Source organism: Pseudoalteromonas sp. KJ63-1 (genome assembly GCF_055808145.1).
Genome location: NZ_JBVVRL010000002.1, coordinates 714,169 through 737,431 on the forward strand (window position 1 = coordinate 714,169; position 23,263 = coordinate 737,431).

Annotated in this window: 18 protein-coding genes; 16 read left to right on the forward strand and 2 right to left on the reverse strand. The window is 40.4% G+C overall.

Translation table 11 applies throughout. The features are described 5' to 3' along the window. Window positions 1-45: 45 nt before the first annotated feature. Window positions 46-1,059, forward strand: coding sequence for a GGDEF domain-containing protein (locus tag AC0L7Q_RS19545; RefSeq protein WP_409425834.1), 1,014 nt, complete (start codon window positions 46-48; stop codon window positions 1,057-1,059). Between the two features lie 12 nt (window positions 1,060-1,071). Here AC0L7Q_RS19545 and AC0L7Q_RS19550 read toward each other — a convergent pair whose 3' ends face one another. Further along, entirely contained in the window at window positions 1,072-2,010 is a 939-nt protein-coding gene (locus tag AC0L7Q_RS19550) for a LysR family transcriptional regulator (protein WP_413403131.1), read from the reverse strand. A gap of 117 nt (window positions 2,011-2,127) precedes the next feature. Here AC0L7Q_RS19550 and AC0L7Q_RS19555 point away from each other — a divergent pair, with 117 nt between their 5' ends. From AC0L7Q_RS19555 to AC0L7Q_RS19585, 7 genes are all read left to right on the forward strand, one after another. After that, window positions 2,128-3,297, forward strand: a complete 1,170-nt coding sequence (locus AC0L7Q_RS19555; protein WP_413403133.1) for an efflux RND transporter periplasmic adaptor subunit — start codon at window positions 2,128-2,130, stop codon at window positions 3,295-3,297. Between the two features lie 9 nt (window positions 3,298-3,306). Then, complete coding sequence (locus AC0L7Q_RS19560; protein ID WP_413403135.1) at window positions 3,307-6,456, forward strand: efflux RND transporter permease subunit; 3,150 nt, start codon at window positions 3,307-3,309, stop codon at window positions 6,454-6,456. After that, the gene (locus AC0L7Q_RS19565; protein ID WP_413403137.1) at window positions 6,449-7,858 is read left to right on the forward strand and encodes a TolC family protein; all 1,410 of its coding nucleotides are present in this window, start codon (window positions 6,449-6,451) and stop codon (window positions 7,856-7,858) included. The genes AC0L7Q_RS19560 and AC0L7Q_RS19565 overlap by 8 nt, the downstream gene beginning before the upstream one ends. Before the next feature lie 11 nt (window positions 7,859-7,869). After that, entirely contained in the window at window positions 7,870-8,895 is a 1,026-nt protein-coding gene (locus tag AC0L7Q_RS19570) for a zinc-binding dehydrogenase (RefSeq protein ID WP_409425839.1), read from the forward strand. A gap of 291 nt (window positions 8,896-9,186) precedes the next feature. Next, on the forward strand, window positions 9,187-11,442 hold the full coding sequence (locus AC0L7Q_RS19575) for an acyl-CoA dehydrogenase (RefSeq protein ID WP_290168224.1): 2,256 nt from the start codon (window positions 9,187-9,189) through the stop codon (window positions 11,440-11,442). Window positions 11,443-11,765: 323 nt separating this feature from the next. Continuing rightward, on the forward strand, window positions 11,766-12,083 hold the full coding sequence (locus AC0L7Q_RS19580) for a heavy metal-binding domain-containing protein (RefSeq protein WP_010388994.1): 318 nt from the start codon (window positions 11,766-11,768) through the stop codon (window positions 12,081-12,083). A gap of 240 nt (window positions 12,084-12,323) precedes the next feature. Continuing rightward, window positions 12,324-13,028, forward strand: a complete 705-nt coding sequence (locus AC0L7Q_RS19585; RefSeq protein WP_010388993.1) for a polysaccharide deacetylase family protein — start codon at window positions 12,324-12,326, stop codon at window positions 13,026-13,028. A 481-nt stretch (window positions 13,029-13,509) separates the two neighbouring features. Here the strand turns inward: AC0L7Q_RS19585 and AC0L7Q_RS19590 are convergent, their stop codons facing one another. Next, window positions 13,510-14,553, reverse strand: a complete 1,044-nt coding sequence (locus AC0L7Q_RS19590) for an IS110 family RNA-guided transposase (RefSeq protein ID WP_409423286.1) — start codon at window positions 14,551-14,553, stop codon at window positions 13,510-13,512. A 192-nt stretch (window positions 14,554-14,745) separates the two neighbouring features. On the opposite strand from AC0L7Q_RS19590, the gene AC0L7Q_RS19595 reads away from it, so the two are divergent. The 8 genes from AC0L7Q_RS19595 (at window position 14,746) to AC0L7Q_RS19630 (ending at window position 23,247) form a co-directional block, all read left to right on the forward strand. Then, window positions 14,746-15,135: a hypothetical protein gene (locus AC0L7Q_RS19595; protein ID WP_409426118.1), complete on the forward strand. Its 390-nt coding sequence runs from the start codon at window positions 14,746-14,748 to the stop codon at window positions 15,133-15,135. A 137-nt stretch (window positions 15,136-15,272) separates the two neighbouring features. Beyond that, on the forward strand, window positions 15,273-15,659 hold the full coding sequence (locus AC0L7Q_RS19600; RefSeq protein WP_409425841.1) for a hypothetical protein: 387 nt from the start codon (window positions 15,273-15,275) through the stop codon (window positions 15,657-15,659). A gap of 567 nt (window positions 15,660-16,226) precedes the next feature. Continuing rightward, window positions 16,227-16,628, forward strand: coding sequence for a hypothetical protein (locus AC0L7Q_RS19605; RefSeq protein WP_409425842.1), 402 nt, complete (start codon window positions 16,227-16,229; stop codon window positions 16,626-16,628). 543 nt (window positions 16,629-17,171) lie between these two features. Next, window positions 17,172-18,134, forward strand: a complete 963-nt coding sequence (locus AC0L7Q_RS19610; protein WP_409425843.1) for a protein kinase family protein — start codon at window positions 17,172-17,174, stop codon at window positions 18,132-18,134. 133 nt (window positions 18,135-18,267) lie between these two features. Then, a complete protein-coding gene (upp, locus tag AC0L7Q_RS19615) occupies window positions 18,268-18,900 on the forward strand; it encodes a uracil phosphoribosyltransferase (RefSeq protein WP_008466150.1) in 633 nt (210 codons plus the stop codon). Between the two features lie 9 nt (window positions 18,901-18,909). Further along, the gene (locus AC0L7Q_RS19620) at window positions 18,910-20,148 is read left to right on the forward strand and encodes a uracil-xanthine permease family protein (protein ID WP_413403142.1); all 1,239 of its coding nucleotides are present in this window, start codon (window positions 18,910-18,912) and stop codon (window positions 20,146-20,148) included. Between the two features lie 146 nt (window positions 20,149-20,294). Continuing rightward, window positions 20,295-22,034, forward strand: a complete 1,740-nt coding sequence (locus tag AC0L7Q_RS19625) for an HAD-IIB family hydrolase (RefSeq protein WP_413403144.1) — start codon at window positions 20,295-20,297, stop codon at window positions 22,032-22,034. Next, the gene (locus tag AC0L7Q_RS19630) at window positions 22,027-23,247 is read left to right on the forward strand and encodes a glycosyltransferase family protein (protein WP_008115311.1); all 1,221 of its coding nucleotides are present in this window, start codon (window positions 22,027-22,029) and stop codon (window positions 23,245-23,247) included. Before AC0L7Q_RS19625 ends, AC0L7Q_RS19630 begins: the two co-directional genes overlap by 8 nt. The last annotated feature ends 16 nt before the right edge of the window (window positions 23,248-23,263 follow it).

Below are 23,263 nucleotides of genomic sequence, written 5' to 3' on the forward strand. Positions count from 1 at the left end.
CATTTCATTGTTAACATAAGCTATCAAAAATATTTTAAGTTATCCATGGATATAGCAGCACTTAATAGTACAAAAACGCTACGTAAGCACGTTCTTAAGTGGATGTGTATTTGTTTTGGTTTTTTGTCGTTGGTATTTGCTGTATTCAACTTATTGGTGAACAATTTACCCCTTGTTGGTGGTCTCGAAGTCGGCTTTTCTTTGTTATGCTTATATATATTTAAGCACTCGCAAAAACATTACCCTAAGCGCTGGCATGCCACTACCATGTGCTTAACCATCTCTTTAATTGTGTTATGCGGCACCTATTTAGCCCCCTCTAACAACGGCCTGTTTTTGTGGACATTTATTTTACCTATTCTTTATTACTTACTATTTGGCAGGCGTTACGGGTTGTTTTTATCTGCGGCATTACTTGTTTTACAGCTGGTGGTGTTATCTCAAAAACTGCCACATTCATCGTTTTCAGCTTTTAACATAGGGCTTAACTTATTATTCGTATATATAAGCATATGGGCTATATCTCATGTTTTTGAAGGTAATAGAGCTGACTTTTCGAAACGTTTGAAAAATTTAGCGTTACTCGATCCCCTTACTGGGGCTGGTAATCGTTTATCAATGAACCAGTTTTTTGAGGTAGAGATCAAAGATAAATCACAGCTTTACTTATTTTTACTCGATTTAGATTACTTTAAACAAATTAATGATCAGTATGGGCACGATGTTGGCGATAAAGTGCTGGTTGAGCTAGCTACATTATTGCGCGGCACTTTTGCAAAAGGGTATGTGTTTAGAGTCGGAGGTGAAGAGTTTTCACTAATGAGCAACTTTGATAGTCCGCAAGCAGCTTTGGCTATGGCTGAAAAATTAAGACTTTCAATACAAAATAAGCACATAATCGCTAATGGTGAAACCATAAAGTTAACCGCCAGTTTAGGCGTTGTACAATACCAGCAACAAAGCCTAAGCGAACTAATAGACTTGGCCGATAAGCAGCTTTATAAAGCCAAAGAGACTGGCCGTAACGGGGTTTGCACTGATATTTTAGCGCTGGCTTAAGTCTTATAGCGGCTAATACATTTGTTCAAAGTCAGGAATACTGTTTTCCCAAATCGGTCTTTCTTTACCAATATATTCGCGTACGGCATCAAAAAATAACCGGGTTCTTACCGGTAAATCACGATGTGGGTATACCGCATACATGGCACTGTGCTCCATTAATTTAAGATCCGTCAATAAAGGCACCAGTTGTCCATCAATCACTTCTTTATCTAATATAAACGCGGGGGCTAAAACGTAAGTGGTTCCAGAGAGTGTTTTCATTAATAGTGCTTCAGCATCATTGGCTCTAAATACACTTTTAATTTTTTGTTCACATTGTTCACCAAGGTGGTTGTAGTAACTTACTCCCTCAACTCGCAGGGAACTGCTTGCGTAACTAGCAGCAGGTAATTGTGCTAAATCGGTTATGTTTTTCGGCATTCCATAGGTTTCAATAAATGCAGGTGAAGCTAAAAGTAATAAACGATTACGCGCAATCTTTCGAGCAATTAAAGAGGAGTCCTTTGGCTCACCCACTCTAAATGCCAAATCAAATCCTTCAGAGACAATATCCACAAGCCGATCATCTAAACGCAACTCTACTTCAACTTGCGGAAAACGCTTTTGAAAATCGTTAATAACAGGCTGTAAATAACGCCGACCGATTAAAGTAGATGAGGTGATTTTTAATACGCCACGAGGTTCTAAGTGATAATTCTCTGCCATACGCAGGGTATCGCCGAGTAGGCTTCGCAGCTCGTCCGCTTTTTTTATCATTTCAGCACCTGCTGCGGTGAGTGAAAACGAACGAGTGGTTCGATTTAATAGCCTCACCCCTAGCTCATCTTCTAAACGACTAATTTGTTTAGAGATCACGGAACGATCAATGTTGCGTATTTCAGCAGCTTTAGCAAATGATCCCTGCTCAACCACTTCAAGCAGCATTAAGAGTCGGCTCGTTGTATCCATTATTGCACCATAGTGTCACTTTGATGCCATTTTGGCACTAATGAATTTAAAAATCTATTGTTTTTGTCAACAAGCATGTTCCGTATTATGTATCACCTAATTAACAGGAGCGTCGTTATGAACAAACACTTAGTTGCTACAGCCTTATCTGTTGCATTAATTACTCTAACTGGTTGTGCTGAGGAAAGTACAGCACAGTCAGCACCCGCACAACAATACCAAGCTATTGATGTAGCCCAAGTCCTGGTTAAGCCTGTGCAAAGTTGGCATACCTATACAACGCGCTTAGAGTCACCGCAAAAAGTGGCATTAATGCCGCGCGTATCAGGCATTATTGAGCAAATTGAATTTAAAGAAGGGGATGCTGTAAAACAAGGAGATGTGTTATTTCGCCTTGATGATCGTTCATTTAGAGCCACGGTAGCTAGTTTACAAGCTCAGGTTAAAAGTGCACAAGCGGCTCTTGAACAAGCAAAAAGCGAAGCATCACGTGCAGTGCGTCTAACTGAGCGTAAAGCAATTTCTACTGAGCAAGCGCAAGCACGTACCTCAACGTTACGTCAGCGTGAAGCACAACTTGCCGCACTAAAAGCGCAGCTTAAAGCCGCTGAGCTTGATTTAGAGTTTACCTCTGTGGTTTCACCTATTGATGGAATTATCTCTCGCGCAAACATCACTAAAGGTAACAACGTACTTGCCGGGCAAAGTGTACTCACTTCAATTGTTTCTAATGACAAAATGTATGCTTACTTTGATGTCGATGAACGTACTTGGAACAATGCATTCGATGAAGTCACTGCAGCGACTAAACAACCTGTTGTTATGCAAAAAGTAGGGCAGAGTGATTTTAATTACAATGGTCACATCAACTTTATAGACAATCAAATTAATGCATCTACTGGCACATTACGTGTTCGAGCTGTATTTGAAGATCGTAGTAACGAGTTACGCTCAGGCTCTTTTGCACGAATTAAATTGGCTGCCAATGCAATACGCGAAACCGTCATTATTCCAGATAGAGCCATTGGTACTGACTTAAAAAACCGCTTTGTGCTAACTGTAGGCGAAAATAATGTACTGCAATATAAATTAGTTACTGTAGGTGAGCGCTATGGCGCATTACGTGCCATTACCTCTGGGCTTGAACAGGGTGATGTGATTGCCGTAAATGGCCCTGCTCGCGTAGGCCCTGGCATGCCAATATCACCTAATAAAGTGACAATTAATACCCAAGGTGTGGCATTTACACTCTCTGCTAACCCTGCCGATTTAGTTGCTAAGCAATAAGGTTATTAAATGAAATTTTCACACTTTTTTATCCAGCGACCGATTTTTGCGGCTATGCTGTCGCTGATTATTTTGATTGCGGGTGGCATTTCTTTATTTCAGTTGCCAGTTAGTGAATACCCAGAAGTTGTGCCACCCACAGTGGTTGTAACAGCCAGTTACCCGGGCGCAAACCCAACGGTTATTGCACAAACTGTGGCAACGCCGCTTGAGCAAGAAATAAACGGCACTGAAAACATGCTATACATGTTTTCACAAGCAACCAGTGACGGGCGCATGACCTTAACGGTAACATTTGCCTTAGGGACGGATTTAGACCGTGCTCAAGTACAAGTGCAAAACCGAGTAAATAGTGCATTACCGCGCCTACCACAAGAGGTGCAGCGTTTAGGGGTAGTAGCTGAAAAGTCATCACCCGATTTAACCATGGTGGTGCATTTATATTCACCCCAGAACAGCCATGATACGGCGTATTTATCAAATTATGCCGATTTAAACATTAAAGATGAAATAGCACGTTTACCTGGCGTGGGTGATATTCAGTTATTTGGTGGTGGTAAATATGCTATGCGTGTGTGGTTAAATCCAGATGCATTAGCAGCACGTGAGCTTACAGCAACCGATGTTGTGGCTGCTTTGCGCTCTCAAAATCAGCAAGTTGCAGCGGGTAGCTTAGGTGCTCAACCAATCTCTAACGATAGCCAATTTCAAATTTTATTAAACGTGAAAGGCCGCCTAAATAGCATTGAAGAATTTAAGCAGGTTATTATTAAAGTAGGTGAGCAAGGGCAACTTACGCGTTTGTCAGATGTGGCGCGTGTTGACTTAGGTCAAGACTCATACTCACTGCGTGCTGAACTTGATAATCAACCCGCATTGGCAATGCCCATATTTCAACGCCCAGGGTCAAATGCCATTGAGCTTTCAGATCAGGTGCGTGAAACCATGGCACGTTTATCGAAAGATTTTCCTGAAGGGGTTGAATACGACATTGTTTATGATCCAACGGTATTTGTTCGTGGTTCAATTGATGCGGTAATAGCCACTTTGCTTGAAGCAATCGCATTGGTTGTTATTGTAGTTATTGTATTTTTACAAACGTGGCGCGCGTCAATTATTCCGCTTATAGCTGTGCCAGTTTCACTCATTGGTACCTTTGCTGTAATGCAGTGGCTTGGTGTTTCTATTAATACCTTATCGCTATTTGGTTTAGTACTGGCTATAGGTATTGTGGTTGATGATGCGATTGTAGTTGTAGAAAATGTTGAGCGAAATATAGAAAACGGTTTATCGCCGCTTGAAGCAACACGTGTTGCAATGACAGAGGTAACCGGCCCAATTATTGCGATTGCATTGGTTTTGTGTGCGGTATTTATTCCAACCGCCTTCATTACAGGACTTTCAGGGCAGTTTTATAAACAATTTGCTTTAACCATTACTATTTCAACGGTTATTTCAGCGTTTAACTCACTGACATTGTCACCGGCGCTAGCAGCCTTATTGTTAAAATCGCACGACGCAAAGCCTGATGCGTTTACCCGCTTATTAGATAAGTTATTTGGTCGCTGGTTATTCAAGCCATTTAACCGACTGTTTAATCGTGGTGCAACTGGGTATGAAAAACTAGTACAAAAACTTATTCGTATGAGCGTGGTGGTTATGGTTGCCTATGTTGCTTTAGTTGGCGGCACGATTAAGTTGTTTGACGCGGTACCTGGTGGCTTTATTCCACAGCAAGATAAGCAATATTTAGTTGCCATTGCGCAGCTACCAGATGCAGCAAGCTTAGACAGAACCGAAGCGGTAGTAAAACAAATGCAGCAAATAGCGCTAGAGGTTCCTGGGGTTGCAAACACCGTGGCGTTTCCTGGCCTATCTGTAAATGGGTTTACTAATAGCCCTAACAGCGGCATTGTGTTTACACCACTGGCGCCTTTTGCAGAGCGAACCGATCCGAGTATGTCAGCATCGGCCATTGCTGCGCAGTTAAACCAACGTTTTGCGGCAATTGATGAAGCGTTTGTTGCTGTATTTCCGCCACCGCCAATTCAAGGCTTAGGCACCACCGGTGGTTTTAAACTGCAAATTGAGGATAGAGCTAACAAAGGCTTTGAAGCATTATTTAATAGCTTGCAATCAGTGATTGCGGCGGCGCAAAAAGATCCGGCGTTAATGGGGCTGTATTCAAGCTTTAGAATTCAAGTACCGCAAATGGATATTGATATTGACCGCGAACAAGCACTTATCCAAGGTATTGCGCTTGATGAAGTATTTAACTCATTACAGATATATTTAGGCTCAGTGTATGTAAACGACTTTAATATGTTTGGTCGTACTTACCAAGTTAATGCCCAAGCAGATGCTGAATTTAGGGTGGACCCAGAGCAAATACTAAACCTAAAAGTACGTAATCGTGCAGGTAACATGGTGCCACTAGGCTCAGTGCTTACGGTAACGCCAACTATAGGCCCAGATCGTGTTATGCACTACAACGGTTACCCAAGTGCTGAACTTAACGGCAGCCCAGCACCAGGTTACAGCTCAGACCAAGCGCAAACAGCGATTGAAGCTGTACTGGCGAAAACGCTACCTACAGGTATAGAATATGAGTGGACTGAGGTAACGTATCAGCAAGTACTTGCCGGTAATACTATGGTGTACGTGTTTCCACTGGTGGTATTGCTTGTGTTTATGGTATTGGCAGCACAGTATGAAAGCCTACGGTTACCACTGGCCATTATTTTAATTGTACCTATGACTATTTTCTCAGCGTTATTAGGGGTGTGGTTGGTAGGCTCAGACAACAATATATTTACCCAAATAGCATTAATTGTATTGGTGGCACTGGCCTCTAAAAACGCCATTTTAATGGTGGAATTTGCCAAAGATAAACACGATACCGGATTATCGCACCTTGAGGCTATGTTGGCAGCGTGTCGTATGCGTTTACGTCCTATTTTAATGACCTCAATTGCCTTTACTGCGGGTGTTATACCGTTAGTGTTGGCAACCGGTGCCGGTGCTGAAATGCGTCATGCAATGGGTAACGCAGTATTCTCAGGTATGATTGGCGTGACTGTATTTGGGTTATTATTTACGCCAGTGTTTTATATGCTGGTGGTAAAAAAGCAGCGCGCTGAGGAGTCTTTAAATGACTAAATTACATTTAAATCAATTTAAGATGCCGGCATTTTTAGGCTCTGTGTTAGCAATTGCAGTGTTATCTGGCTGTGCGAGCAAAATAGATACAGCAGTTGAGCAACAACAAGTAAACAAGTTTGTTGCCCAAGCAATATCGGCTGATCAGTATGTTGGTGAAGATGAGCAAAATTGGTGGCACAAGCTCGGCTCAGCGCAATTAAACCAGCTTGTTAGCAATGCTTTGGCTAATAACTACGACTTACAAACGAGTCAGCTGGTGCTCAAAAGTGCGTTGGCACGTATTGGCGAACAACAAGCACAATACTTACCGCAAGGCGGTGTTGCGGTTGGAGCTAAGCGAAGTGGATTAGGCGATACCAATAGCCGACAATCAAGTGCGAATGTAGCACTTGATTGGCAGCTCGATTTATTTGGCCGAATTACTGCACTCGTTGATGCCGCAAATTCACAAGCTATGAGCCAAGCCGAGCAAGTTAGGTTATTACAAATTGAAGTTGTGTCATCTGTGGTTAAAGGGTTTGCTAGCTATCAGGGTAACCTGCAAAAGCAACAAATTATTGAAATGCAAATAGAAGCACTTGAACAAAGCATTCAAGTGCTGCAGGCACAAGTAGATGAAGGTGTGGCAAATGAGCTTGATTTAAACCGCACCATGGCGCAACTTAGGCAGCAACAAGCGCTTATTCCAGCGATTGAATATGCTAAGTTTCGTGACTTATCTACGCTAGCAGTATTAAGTGCACAACCAACGCAATCACTGAGTATTGATGATGAACGCGCTATATTGAGCAAGGCATTTCAAGTGTCATTAGCAAAGCCTAATCAAGCGATTGCACTTAGACCCGATATTAGCCGAGCATTATATGACTTTAGCCAAGCAAATAGTTTAAGTGTGGCAGCCAGCAAAGCTTTATTGCCAGATATCAGCTTAAGTGGTTTTGCAGGCGTGCTAAGTTTAGGCAGTAATGGTTTTAGCGATACTCAGCAACAGTGGCAAGTTGCGCCGCAAGTACAATGGTCTTTATTAAGTTATCCTGCGTTGTTGGCTCAGCGTTATGCGCAGCAGTTTTTAAGTCAAGCTGCTTATACTGACTATCAACAAGTGGTTTTAAAAGCCATTAACGAGGGTGAACTTTCATTGCAATACTTGGTCAATCAAGCACAGCAATCGCGTTTTGCTGAGCAGCGGTATCAGTTTGCTAATAATGCATTTTTACAAGCACAAGCAATGTATGAAGAAGGGCAAATTCCTTACTTAGAGTTGTTAGATGCACGTCAGGATGTTTTAATAGCACAAGAAAATGCTGTTGATTCAACTATTTCATCGTTACTGGCTAAGGTAAATGCTTACCAGTCATTTAATGGACGATGGAGTTACGCGTTAAGTAATACTAACTAGTAGAGTTTTTGATGCCTAATACTGTAGTTACAAACCCAGATACTATTCCTTCATCTATGCAGGCTATTGCCTTAATAGAGCCTAATGAGGATATTCACTTAACGGATATTCAATTACCTGTGCCTCAATGCACAGGTAATGAGCTGTTAGTAAAAGTGGAGTATGTTGGTTTAAATCCGGTGGATGCGCAATTTGCTAAATCTGGCTTTTGTTTATGGCAGTATCCGCATGTTTTAGGCTTGGATGCAGTGGGTGTAGTGGTTAAAGCGGGTAAAGGCGTATTTCCTGGCGTGGGTGAGCGTGTAATGTGGCACGCCAGTATTGGTGAGCAAGGGATATTGAGCGAATACGCAAAAGTGCCTAATTATGCAGTGTCTATCATTCCGCAGCAATTAGCCAGTGATAAGGCTGCTACTTTGCCCTGCGCCGGAATGGCAGCGCTTATCAGCTTAGATAAATTAGCCGTAACTGAAGGCGATACCCTCTTTGTTGAAGGCGGGGCTGGTGCTGTAGGTCAATTTGCTATTCAATTTGCAAAGCAGCGTGGTGCCGATGTATTTACAACCGCCTCCAAGCGTAACCACAAATTGGTTAAGCAGCTAGGGGCTGATGTAGTCTTTGATTACAATGACAAAGCCTTATGTGACAAAATTCGCCGAGAGCTTGGCCCACAAGGATTTGATGCCGTTATTGATATTATGGGTGGGGAATCGACCATTCAAAATATCGAGCTAATGCGTTTTTGTGGTCGTATTGCTTGTTTAAATCCACTACCTAATTTTGAACAGCAGCTAATGTACCGTAGAGCACCCAATATTAGTATTGTATCCTTAGGTGGCGCGTGGTTAGCCAATAGCCTATGCGCGCAGCAGCGCATGAGTTTTATGGGTAATTTGTTGCTTGAAACGGTCTCTAATGGCGAAATAATTCCTCCAGAAGTATTAGCTGTTGATTTTAACGCAAAGGCTGTTTCTAGCGCATTAAACAACCAGTTAGCAGGTGGTTTTACAGGTAAACAAGTGGTTAAAATAAGCTAGGTTTACTCACATTCCCATATTTAAAAAGCGCAGCCTAATTTTAGGCTGCGCTTTTTTGTTTCTACTTTATTACCAAATCCGTATTTGCGGCGCCAACAACCAGAATTATTAAATTTTTAACAAAAAAATAATAATTCAGCGTACATGTGTAAGCCTTTTTATTTCAACAGTTTACGTTCAGGTAAAGAAAATAAATTGAAAAAACTGTTAATTAATTGAATAGAGTAATTGATCTAAACCGATTTTTATGACGTAATGTAGGTATTATTTATCTGGTCGGATGAGTTCGTTATGAGTTTACGTACAAAATTAAAAAAAGTATTACCAAGTATTTCAGTTACTGAGCAAGAAGCGCTAGACGCTGGCGATGTATGGCTAGAAGGGTCTATCTACCAAGGTAAACCAGATTTTAGCGCGCTACGCGATGTACCTGCGGCAAAATTAACCGCAGACGAACAAGCGTTTCTAGACGGTCCAGTACAAGAACTACTAGGCATGATTGATGATTCAGTCATTCAAAATGGTATTCATTTACCAAACGACATTTTAGAGTTTTTGAAAAAAGAGCGTTTCTTCTCGCTGATCATCCCTAAATCGTTTGGCGGTTTAGAGTTCAGCCCATACGCTAACTCAACAATTGTAGGTACTATTGCGACTAAGAGTTCAGCGGTTGCGGTAACTGTAATGGTACCAAACTCGTTAGGCCCAGGTGAGTTACTACTTCACTTTGGTACAGAGGAGCAACAGGCACATTACTTACCACGTTTAGCAAATGGTACAGACATTCCATGTTTTGCATTAACCAGCCCAGAAGCAGGTTCTGATGCAGGCGGTATTCCTGATGTAGGTACTGTTACTAAAGGCATGTACAACGGCGAAGAAGTACTTGGCCTAGAAATTACATGGGACAAGCGCTACATTACACTCGCGCCAATTGCTACTGTACTTGGTTTAGCGTTTAAAGTAGTTGATCCAGATGGTCTACTAGGTGGCAAAGAAAACCTAGGTATTACTTGTGCACTTATTCCAAAAGAGCACCCTGGTGTAGAACTTGGTAACCGTCATGATCCTATGGGTATCCGTTTTTACAACGGTACTACACGTGGTAACAAGGTATTTGTACCAATGGACTTTATTATCGGTGGTCAGAAAAACATCGGTCGCGGTTGGCAAATGCTAGTTAGCTGTTTAGGCGCAGGTCGTGGTATTTCATTACCAGCATTGGGTGTAAGTACAGCACAAGTTGCATTTAAATCAGCTTCTGAGTACGCAGCAGTGCGTGAACAGTTTGGTTTATCAATTGGTCAATTTGAAGGTATTCAAGAAAAGTTAGCTGATATTGCAGGTAAAACATACCTACAAGAAGCAATGCGAGTACTCACAACTGAAGGTTTAGGCATGGGCTTAAAGCCATCGGTAGTGACTGCAATCGCTAAATACCATATGACAGAGCTTGGCCGTGATGTGCTTGACTCAGCAATGGATATTCAAGCGGGTAAAGCAATTCAGAACGGTCCTCAAAATACGCTTGCTAGTGGTTATGTGGCGCAGCCAATTGCCATTACGGTAGAGGGCGCGAACATTCTTACTCGTAACCTGATGATCTTTGGTCAAGGTGTTATGCGTTGTCACCCATACTTACAATCTATGGTTGAGTCTATCCACAGCGATGACAAAAACGCAGATGCAGAATTTAACGGTATTTTACGTAAAACGGTTGGTTACAGCACAGCAAATAGCTTACGTGCATTCCGCTTAGGTGTACTACCATTCACAGCTGGCGCAAACTCTGCGTTACCAGAAGTACGTGACTACGAAAAAGCAGTACATAAATTATCAGCTAAATTAGCTGTATATGCTGACTTCTCGTTACTAGTACTTGGCGGTAAATTAAAGCAAGCTGAAATGCTTTCAGCACGTTTAGGCGATGTAATGAGCTTCTTGTATGCAGCTATGGCATCTATTAAGTATTACGAGCAAAAAGTAGCAAGCAGCGAGCGTGAGCAAGCGGCTCCATACTTCCATTATGCGACTCGTTTTGCACTACAAAGTGCAGAAGAAGCATTGCACAAGTTCTTAGACAACTTCCCTGCAAGTGGTACTCGTAAGTTCATTCGTTTCATTACTATGAACTACTCAACTAAAATGCCAAAAATTAGCGATGATTTAATTCGTGAATTAGCAAAACAAGCTCAGCTTGATACGGCATTTAAAGCGCAAATCACACATTTAGTTAAGCCAATTGAAGGTGATGGTCATCACATCAATGAGCAAGCTTACAAAGCTAAAATGGCGTCACTTGAGCTATTAGCTAAAGTGAAAAAAGCGCTACGTGCTAAAACCTTTAAGCCGGGTACGCGTTTTTCAATCACGCTTGAAAATGCACTTGCTGCAAAAGTAATTAACGACGCTGAATTTGTTCAGTTAAGTGATTACAACAAAAAGCGTGAAAAAGCGATTCGTGTTGATGAGTTCGACTTCGATATGAACATCCTAGACGACAACGCACAGCCAGTTAATCCGCTTAAAAGCGTGGTTAACCAATAAAATTCAATAATGCAAAGCGCCTGCAGTTTAGGCGCTTTTATTGATACAAAATTAGTGTGGAGTCCTGCTTGAGTAACATCAAGCGGGGCTTTTTTATGGGTGTGATTTAAGCTCATAACTAATTACGACTAATTTGATGGTACAGAACATTATTAAACGTTGTTTTAGTGTGTTTTAACAATGGGTGGTAAATAACCTACGTAATTACTTGTTTACATTAGAGTTGTTTAGTGGAATTATTAAGCGTATGTAATATACGCCGTTTTGAAGGTTATAACCCCCAAAGTGGTGTTTAATAAGCTGTTATGTTTTAGGGAAAAATTATGATTTATACGACAACGGAAACTGTTCCTGGCAAGGAAATCGAAGCTGTATTGGGCATAGTTAATGGCAACATGGTTCAGTCTAAACATGTTGGTCGAGATATCATGGCTGGTTTAAAAGGAATAGTGGGCGGCGAACTCAAAGGCTATACCGAGATGTTGATGGAAGCTCGAAATGTAGCGTTAGAACGATTAATAGAAGATGCAAAAAAGTTAAATGCCGATGCAATAGTAGGAATACGATTTACAACTAGCTCAGTTACTGATGGGGCATCAGAAATATTAGTGTTTGGTACAGCCGTTAAACTTCGAACATAACAAACAATTTAAGCAGATTCGCAACACGTGGCATTTTTGGTGTTTTCTTCCAAAGCCAAGAAATGAGGACGCTTTCCTCTTTTCTGCACTGTATTAAAAGAACAGCCTGACTAAAAGTTTAAAGTTAGCAATGTGTTAACTTATTTGTTAAAAAGAAATTAATAAATATATTAGTGGGGCGCTGGCAGAGATATGCGCGATGAGCACACTATAAAATTGTTATGCGCAAATGGAGTCTGCATGAGTAAAATAATCAAACTATCAGCATTAGTGCTGATCATATTTATTGCTTTATGGCAGCTGAGTAAGAATGAAAAATTTCAATTTTTTGGTAACCTTATAGATCGAGTAGAAACAACTGAAAAAGTAGTCGCATTAACTTTTGATGATGGTCCGACTAGACTTAAAACAAAAGAAATTCTCCAAATCCTAGATGAATCAGAAATTAAAGCTACATTTTACCTAGTCGGCAAAGCTATAGAAGAAAACATTCAAGAAACAAAAAATATCATTGATAAAGGTCATGAAGTTGGAAACCATTCATATACTCATCAACGTATGGTTTTGAAAAGTTATAACTTTGTTGCAGATGAGCTAGAAAAAACTAATGAGTTAATTACAGAGGCAGGTTATAAAGGTGAAATACATTTTAGACCACCTTATGGTAAAAAATTGTTTTCGCTACCTTATTATCTAAATAATAATAATATAACTACCGTTACGTGGGATGTGGAGCCTGAAACTTATTTAGATAAAAATGCTAGTGCAAGTGATATATCCGATTACGTTGTCCAAAATACTAAGCCAGGGTCAATTATTCTTTTACATGTAATGTTTAAATCTAGAGGTAATTCAATGGCTGCGGTACCTTTAATTGTTCAGCAGTTAAAAGATAAAGGTTATCGCTTTGTTACAGTATCTGAATTAATAGGCAGTAGCGCATAACACATATGAGCCTTAACTCTGTCAATAGGCATTAGTGTTCTTTTTGACCGTTTTTATAAATTGACGGTCAATTCTAAACCAATAAACAAATTCGTTTACTTCGTCTGTCGATACGGCTGTTAAGCAAGTAGCTTACGGCAAACACATATAGAGGCTCTCTTATTGCGATCTCATCGCAGCCAGGTTTTTCCCATATCCTTTTGGGGTTGCTGGGGCACTAGACATTCATCGGTTAACCTCATCATGGCACTATTCAAGGCGGCTGGTTGCATCATTATGATCCAGTTAGTTTCAGGCTCAAGTCAGGTGTAAGCGACTTTGTTTATTGTATTAATGCACGCGTACTGAGCGTCTAATCAAGACAAGTGGCTTCGGTCTGTAGGCATATAATTAGGTTAAACCTTTTTGGTTATTAACTCACCCAATTGATTGATGCTCAGCCTTATATCCAGTTAGATGTTCAGCTCACTCAGTACCGTGACTAACTCTTTAAGAATTTTGCTTCATCGAATACCGTCTCTTTTTTAAGCATATAATAAACACAGCGACCAAGCTTATGCGCAAGCGCTGACAGTGCTTTGGCTTTGCTCATTCGTTTTTGTAGTTTTTCGAGGTATTTGTTGGCGTTATGATTGTGACGCAGCAGCAATACAGCGGCTTCGGAGAACGCCCATTTTAGATGTGCATTGCCAATTTTGTTACCTTGGGTGCCATAGGTTTTGCCGGCAGACTCTGCTTTACATTTGACTAACCGACTATATGAAGCGAACTTTTGTACGCTTGAAAAACGATTGATGTCACCAATTTCATAGATAATGGTAAGTGCGAGAATGCGGCCTATACCACTAATTGTTTGCAAGATATTAAGGTGGACAGGGTTGTGTTGCTTGGCCATTTGTTCAATATAATGCTCTAAAGGCTTAAGCTCATTGTGATAGCAATCGAGTATGGCCATATTTAAATTAATAGATCGTTGCACAACGGGGTCAGGGAAGTAATAGCGCATCTTTTCTCTGTCGCAGACGTTCTTTAAATTCACGTTGTGGGCAGGTAAATTGTACTGGCTGGCGGTATTGGCGACATGGGCTTTTAAATCAGCCCCGTGGCGAACAATTTTAGTTCTTCGGCGTAATAAGTCGCGCGTAGCACGCATATCTTTGTCATACACATAAGCAAGTGGGAAGTTTCCCCCTCGGATGAGTTTGGCAATTTTATATGAATCTATTTTATCGTTTTTGGCTTTACCGCCATGAATCGCCTTCATATATAACGCATGACCGAGAATAAAGTCGATAGTGTGTTCTTTACAAAAGTCAGCGACCCAATACCAGCAATGCATGCATTCTACGCCAACCACAATGTCACCGGTATACGGTTTAAGTAGTTTTAGTAGTGCTTCTGGGTCATCTTTAATTTTCTTGTGAACAAGGATAAGTCCTGTATTATCAATGATACAGACGTAAAGTAATCGCGCGTGTAAATCGATTCCACAATAATATGGATGCATGTTATTGTAAAAGTTCATTGAGCTTTCTCCTGTAAGGTTGGTTGCCTTTTCAGCGTAGCGAATAATCGCGATGCTGGGGAGGAGGCTCAATGAGTATCAAGCAATCAGGCAGGGACAAATGCTCGTTGGCCAAACAACGGCCAAAACGCTCCCATGAGCACCTGTTGTAAGGTGTTATATGAAATTAGGAGAGAACTTATGTTGAGAAGGATGTCTTGGATATTGCTGGTTTTTACATTTTGTGCCCATTCGGGTGAAGAGGTACTTTCCATTGATAGAGTTGTACCTAATAGTTTTGATTTGGCCTTTCCAAACGAATCAAACATTCAGCCAGAGCAGAGTGATTTTAGTGTAAATAACTTTGTATTAATGAGTAACGATTCTGGTGAGCGTTGGGCGGTAGTAACTTTGACCAATATGACATCAGGTCGACGAAGTCTAACTAATAAACACCTAATGGCTATCGTTGCAGACGGGCAGCGAATTGCGCCATTGGAGTTTTTACAATCATTCAAAGCAGATGAGACACTATCGTTAACCATCAACTTTGGTGAAAGTAAGTTTCCTTTGCTATCAATCTATTCAAGGTCTGGCAAATAACAAGCCCATCAATGCACTCGCAAGCTCGTTGGAACATCAAAACTACGCAGTGATTGAGTTTAGTGCTTCGCCAAGTTTAACCAAATCGCCGTTACGTTTTTGCCCTGTATACGGGCTTATTTGCACAAGGTGACAAAGTGAATATCAGACATATTTTATTACTCGTTATCATCTTATTTATATCTGGTTGTACTACGTCAGGCCAGCTTTATTATATTGATACTAAAGGGAATGAGAAACTTGGTTGTGATGTAGAATTTGTAGGTATGCCAAGTGTTGATAAATTTGCTGTTGAATATGCCTTAAGCCTTTGCGCTAAAAGCATTGTTAAAAAAGGCGGCGTGATCCAGGAAGAACACCTTTTAATGGTTGATACAGCCATTCCCTTAGCCCCATGTGAAAAGGCTTGGACTCACGAATTAGCTAAGCAACAATATCAGGCTACAAAGTTAACTAAGAAAGAGTATGGCTATATTGTTGCAAATATAGATTTGGGTTTAGCAACGGTCAACAACTGCACATAACAGGCGCTTTAAGCACTAAAAACAAAAGCACACACCTATCTCAAATTATGTACTTTCAATGCTTTAAGGCAGTATAAACAGCAAGCAGCGTGTTATACCGCAGATAAGCGAGAACACATCGACAATATCCACCTTTCTTTGCTAGAGCGAGTCAATTTTAGTTTTAGAATGATTATTTAGTTATTTAGTTATTTAGTTATTTAGTTATTTAGTTATTTAGTTATTTAGTTATTTAGTTATTTAGTTATTTAGTTATTTAGTTATTTAGAGCTGAAACTAGAGCATATATAGCGATAAGAAGCTAGTTACAGAGCTTAATAGTAAATTTTGTGACACAGATTCAATAGATAGTTAAGGTGGTTGTCTCTATATGTTCCTATTACAAACTAATTATGGCTCTGGCTTTGAATTAAGCTAACCCACGAAAAGCGGTGGCTAACACCGTTTGGGAGTTAGAATGCCTAGCTGTTCTTATTTGTAATAGTCTGTAATATTTATTTTCCGCTTCTTTCCTAAACTTTATTTGTACATTTTGTACTTAATTTTGATTAATGTGAGGAAAAGAAAATGGCGGATATTAATATAAGTGAAAATGACGGACTTTTTTCTATAACGCTAGATATTTGGGAGTGGACTGGCTTGACAGTTAATGGTGATCAAGTAAACCCAATTAAACGAGGCAATATACAGTACCAATATAACCAAGAGAGTTCAGGGCCTATTCACTTTGTTGCAACTGCGAATCAATATATTGTACTTGTGAATCCTGCAAATATTCTATACATGAAAAGCTCTGATGAAAATAAAACGTATATGTGTGTGATAAGCTATCAAGAAACGGAAAATCCAAGAGTTGTATCTTTGCACGGTGTCATACATACCCTTAATTATGTGGTTCCTGACGCAAAAAATAGTCCTCTCGGGTTTAGTCAGGGGAGAATGAGTGGTACTTTTCAAATTACATCGTAGCTAATGTATATAACCTTAACTCTGTCAATAGACTCCAGTACCCTTTTTGACCGTTTTTATACAGGAACGGTCAATTCTAAATCAACAAATAAGTTCGTTTATTTTGTCTGTTAAGTAAGTAGCTTACGGCAAACACAAATGGTGTACGTCACGCAGTAATCTTTTATTGCGATCTCACCGCAGTTAGACTCCTACCATATCCCCTCGGAAGGACCGGGGTACTAGACATTCATCGGTTAATCTAATCATGGCACTATTCAAGGCAGTTGGTTTTATTATTCTGATCTAGCTAGATTAAGGTGCAAGACGCTAAACTAAACATGACACCATCTTTAATTTTGTACTTTTAATTGTTTCAAATTATGTTTTAGGCTGTATGAATAATGCATAGGCTTTGCCATAGCAATTGCAAAAAAAACGACAGGTTAGTTTGGTTATTAACACTGTATTTCATGTTGTGCGCGAAGAGCTTTGTTTTAAGACCTTTTATTTAAAACACCGTCTAATGTTAAACTAACTAAAATTTAGCAACCTAATTTGGCTATGTCTTTTTATCTTCCGTTACTTACCCCGCATTTTGAGCGTATAGCCATTGGCGAAACCCTAACCTCGCTTTGGAGTGGCTGTGGTCAAATTGTGAAGTGCCAACTTGATGAGCAAGCCTGTGTGATTAAAGCGATTAAAGTACCCGATCACATTAATCATCCTAAAATTATACAAAGCAATTTTGCGCTTAACAGGAAGCGTGACTCTTACCACGTTGAATATACGTTCTATCAGCAATTTAGCCATAAATTGCCCAAGCAAGCGGCAGCTATTGAATGCATTAAAGCAATCAACAAAGGCGATGAGTTTGCCTTGGTGTTTAAAGATTTTTCAAAGCTCGGGTACAGCCAAGCATCTACCGAGAATATAAAAGCCATATTAAAGTGGTTGGCACATTTTCATGCCTTTCATTTAAATGCCTTTCATTTAAATACAAAGTTTGATGGTTTATGGCCGCAAGGAAGCTATTGGCATTTGGGTACACGCCCAGATGAATTTAATAACTTACCTGAAAAGTCCGATATTAAACAGGCTGCATCACTTTTAAACAGCGCGTTAAAGCAATGTGATTATCAAACCTTGATTCATGGCGATGCCAAGCTAGCTAACTTTGCAGCAAATAGCCAAGGACATATTCTTGGTTACGATTTTCAGTATGCGGGTGAGGGCGTTGGGGTGGTCGATGTAATGTATTTTATGACCAGTTGTATGGATGATTGCGAGCTTCACAAACACGCACAGAGCTACCTCGACTATTACTTTAGCCAATTAAAGCAAGCACTAGGCGACTATCAACCGCACATTAATGCTGATGATGTTATTACACAATGGGCTAAATTATGGCCAGTGGCTTGGGCAGACTTTTATCGTTTTTTACTTGGGTGGAGCCCCGAGCACAAAAAAGTTAACAGCTACATGCACGCTCAGGTAAATAATTGGTTAGCGAGTAACAACTCATAAACACAAAAATCTCTATAGTTGTGGCTAAATTAAATATTTTGGCACGAACTATGAAATCAGGGCTAAAATTAACAGTCAAACGACCTGTTTTAATATAAAATATGTCAAATTTTTTATCACTAGGTTTATTACTATGGCTATTCACGTTATTTCTCATCCCCTTGTTCAACATAAGTTAGGTTTAATGCGCGCGCATGGAATTAGCACGAAAAGTTTTCGCGAGTTGTGTTCAGAAGTGGGCACATTATTAACTTACGAAGCCACTAAAAACCTAGAATTAGAAGATAACGAAATTACAGGCTGGGACGGTAATAAACTTAAAGTTGAGCACATTAAGGGTAAAAAAATTACCGTGGTGCCAATTTTACGTGCAGGCCTTGGTATGATGGACGGCGTAATGTCGTTACTTCCAGCGGCTAAAGTGAGTGTAGTGGGTTTAGAGCGTAACGAAGAAACGCTTGAGCCAGTCCCCTACTTTGAAAAACTAGTGGGTAATATTGATGAGCGTTTAAGCTTAGTGATTGACCCAATGCTGGCTACTGGTGGTTCTATGATCGCCACCATTGATATGCTTAAAAAGGCGGGCTGTAAAGAAATTAAAGTAATTGTACTGGTTGCTGCACCTGAGGGCGTTGAAAAAACATTAGCCGCTCACCCTGATATTGAGATTTTTACTGCCTCAGTTGATAGCCATTTAAATGAAAAAGGTTACATCATCCCAGGGCTTGGCGATGCAGGTGACAAAATTTTCGGTACGGTTTACTAAGGTTTAACAGTGCAAAATAACTCTATATTTTCTATAAAAACTATTTTAACCGGTGCCCAAATGCTGTTTGTTGCATTTGGTGCGTTGGTATTAGTGCCTATCTTAACCGGCCTAGATCCTAGCGTAGCCTTGTTTACCGCTGGTTTAGGTACTTTGTTGTTTCAATTTGTGACTAAAGGCCAAGTGCCTATTTTTTTAGCCTCGTCATTTGCGTTTATTGCACCCATTATTGCCTCAGTGCAAATGTGGGGCATACCCGCCACTATGGGTGGTTTAATGGCGGCAGGCTTTACTTATATGCTATTAAGTTTATTAGTGAAGTTTAAAGGCACAAAAATCTTACATAAAATTTTGCCGCCAATTGTGGTAGGCCCAGTCATTATGGTGATTGGTCTAGCGCTTGCGCCAGCAGCGGTTAATATGGCGATGGGGAAAAGTGGCGATGGTGGCACACAAATTATTGCTTACGACAGCGCTATTATTATCTCTATGTTCTCGTTGCTCGTGACTTTAGTGTTTGCCGTGTGGGGTAAGGGGGTATTTAAATTAATACCTATTTTAGCCGGTGTTGTTGCCGGTTACACGCTTTCGTTATTTATGGGTATAGTGCAGTTTGAAGCCGTAAGTAATGCACAGTGGTTAGCTGTGCCAAACTTTGTGTTGCCAGAGTTTAAATGGCAAGCCATATTATTTATGGTGCCGGTGGCAATTGCGCCCGCTATTGAACACATTGGCGATATGATGGCAATTAGCCAAGTTACAAAAAAAGACTATTTGAAAAAACCAGGATTACATCGTACTTTATTTGGTGATGGTTTAGCCACGTCTGCTGCGTCATTATTTGGCGGCCCACCTAATACCACCTACTCAGAGGTAACTGGTGCGGTAATGCTTACTAAAAACTTTAATCCTAAAGTAATGATGTGGACTGCCATTATCGCAATTTGCTTAGCATTTGTGGCTAAAATGGGCGCTAGTTTGCAAACCATTCCGGTGCCTGTAATGGGCGGCATAATGATTTTATTGTTTGGCTCTATTGCGGTTATTGGCTTAAACACCTTAGTTAAATCGGGCGATGACTTAAGTGAGCCGCGCAATTTAAGTATTGTGGCACTTATTTTAATTTGTGGTATTGGTGGTATGTACATAGGTAGTAGTGAGTTCAGCCTAGAAGGTGTGAGCTTATGTGCTATTTTAGGCATAGTATTAAACTTAGTATTACCCAAAGCACAGAGCGACCAGAGTTAAGTTTGCACTGTGGTTAAAAATATTGCACCAAAAAAGCGCATTTTAAATGCGCTTTTTTTAACCTACTAAAAAGTAACAATAAATAATATTGGTCTAGTAACTGCATTTCCTTAGTCATACCCTATAGTTGACTCAGGGATTGTTATATGGAGATCAAGAGTGTGGATATAAATGCTTTTTTAGTAAAACACCAACTGCCGTTGAAATATCAGTATATTAGCGAGCAGTATTTTTCTGCTATTGCGCAGGACATTCTAACCAGTAAAAAAACAGCCCCTTTATTTGTCGCGATTAATGGCTGCCAAGGCTCAGGAAAAACCACGCTTGGTGATTATTTAGTAACTTGGTTTAGCCAAAATACCCACCTAAACTGTGTTGCGCTCTCTATTGATGACTTTTATTTATCAACTCAAAAACGCCAACAGTTAGCCCAAGATGTGCATTGTTTATTCGCCACTAGAGGCGTTCCGGGTACACATGATGTTGCGCTGATGGATAACACCATTAGCCGTTTATTAAATGCAGAAGTAAATGTACCGCTGCCGCGTTTTGATAAGCAACAAGATGAACCCGTAGCAAAAAATAAATGGTTAACTAATAGTCAGCCGGTCGATATTGTTATTTTAGAAGGGTGGTGTGTAGCCAGTGAACCACAGCAGCCTTTTACGCTAGTTGAGCCTATTAACGAGCTAGAAAAATCATACGATCAACAAGGGTTATGGCGTCGCTGTATTAACAGCTGTTTAGCCAATGAATATAAAACCGTTTTTGATAAAATCGATTATACAATTATGCTCAAAGCCCCGAGTTTTGATGATGTGTTTGCGTGGCGACAAGAGCAAGAACACAAGTTAATTGCCAAACAAGGGCAGGGCGCAGGCACTATGACTAATGAGCAGTTATTGTGGTTTATTTCTCATTTTGAACGCATCACGCGTGAAAACCTCAACACCCTTAGTGCTAAAGCAAATGCACTTATAGAGCTTGATAGTAATCGTGATGTAACCGCAATGGTGCTTACAAGCGATAGTATTGTACAACCTATCATTTTTACCGATTTAGATGGCACATTGCTCAATCACAGAGATTACAACACCGATGCGGTAGATACCTTACTACAAGAGCTGCAATACAGCGGTGTACCCGTGGTATTTAATACCAGTAAAACATTTAGTGAAGTAGTGGCACTGCAACAAGCGCTTAATATTTCACAGCCTTTCATTGTTGAAAATGGGTCGGCTGTTTATATTCCTAAAAATTATTTTAATCTCAGGCCAATTGGCTGCAGTGAATACCAAGGCTACTGGTGTTACTCGTTTGCTGCACCCATTAGCAATTTATGGACTGATTTAAAACGCTTAAAAAAAGACTACGGCGACCAATATAGTTTGTTTAGTGAACTTACCAGTGAGCAGGTAATGAAAATGACAGGATTAAACCAGCTACAAGCAACGCAAGCACAAACCCGTCAATACTCAGATCCGCTCTGCTGGCATGGCGATGAGCAGCAACTTAACGAATTTATCAATGCAATAACAGTGTACGGCTACGAAGTTAAAGTAGGCGGGCGCTTTATTCACATTGGAAAAAATACCGATAAAAGCATGGCGCAGCAATGGTTAGTGCAGCAGTTTAATGCGCAGTTTACTAAAGCGCTGAGCATTATTGCGCTAGGGGATAGCGATAACGATAAGCAAATGCTAGAAGAGGCTGATATCGCCATCATCATTACCAATCCAGAGAGTAAAAAGCCAGTTAAATTAACTTATAACAAAGCGCGCTATTCTCAATTGCCGGCACCACTAGGCTGGGTTGAAGAAATTACAGCACTACCTTGTATTAACAGTATTTTACCCAGTTCTGAGGAGTATAGTTTACATGGCTGATTTTTATCAAAATGGCATTATTACAACACTACATAACATTGCTAATAGACCCGTAGACGATTTAGAAAAAGAGTTGCTTGGCTTTAGTAAACAGCGACCAATGGGGCTTATATTGCCTTCATTATTTAGTGAGTTAGAAGGCCCTGCTTTACAAAACATTGTCAAAGAGCTGCAACAAGTACCGTATTTATCGCAAATAACTATAGGCTTAGACAGAGCCGACGAAAGCCAGTATCGCTATGCATTGAACTTTTTTAAATCGCTCGATCAAAACCATAAAGTGTTGTGGAACGATGGCCCACGTTTGCAGGCGCTCGATAAAGAGCTTCAAGCTTTAGGTGTGGCGCCACGTGAGCTCGGTAAAGGCCGTAATGTGTGGTATTGCATGGGCTATAAACTCGCTACCGCGGAGGTTGAGTCAATAGCATTACATGATTGCGATATTTTAACTTATGACCGAGGCTTATTAGCGCGATTAATTTATCCCGTTGCGCATCCTCGATTTAACTATGAATTTTGTAAAGGCTTTTACCCGCGTACTGCCAATGGAAAAATAAATGGTCGAGTATCGCGTTTACTGGTTACTCCGTTATTACGCTCGTTTAAAACCATATTAGGCAGCAGAGACTACCTTGAGTATATGGACTCGTTTCGTTACCCATTAGCCGGTGAATTTTCGTTTAGACGCGATGTATTAAACGATATTCGTATTCCTAGTGACTGGGGATTAGAAATTGGCGTATTAAGCGAGATGTACCGTAATTACTCCCATAACCGCTTATGCCAAGTTGATATTGCCGATAACTACGATCATAAACACCAAGAATTATCGCTGGACGACCAAACAGCTGGCCTTTCTAAAATGTCGATTGATATCACTAAAGCACTATTTAGAAAGTTAGCTACGCAAGGAGTTACTTTTACCAGCGAAACCATACGTTCATTAAAAGCGACTTATTACCGCATTGGTTTAGACTTTATTGAAACCTATCATAATGATGCGTTAATGAATGGTTTAACACTTGATATTCACCAAGAAGAAAAAGCGGTAGAAATGTTTGCACAAAATATTATGAATGCTGGCCAACACTTTTTAGAAAACCCAATGGAAGCGCCATTTGTGCCAAGTTGGAACCGTGTAGCTTCGGCGATGCCCGATGTACTAGATCGATTAAAAGAAGCCGTTGAGCTTGATAACGAACAATACAGTTAAATTGGTATACTTAAAC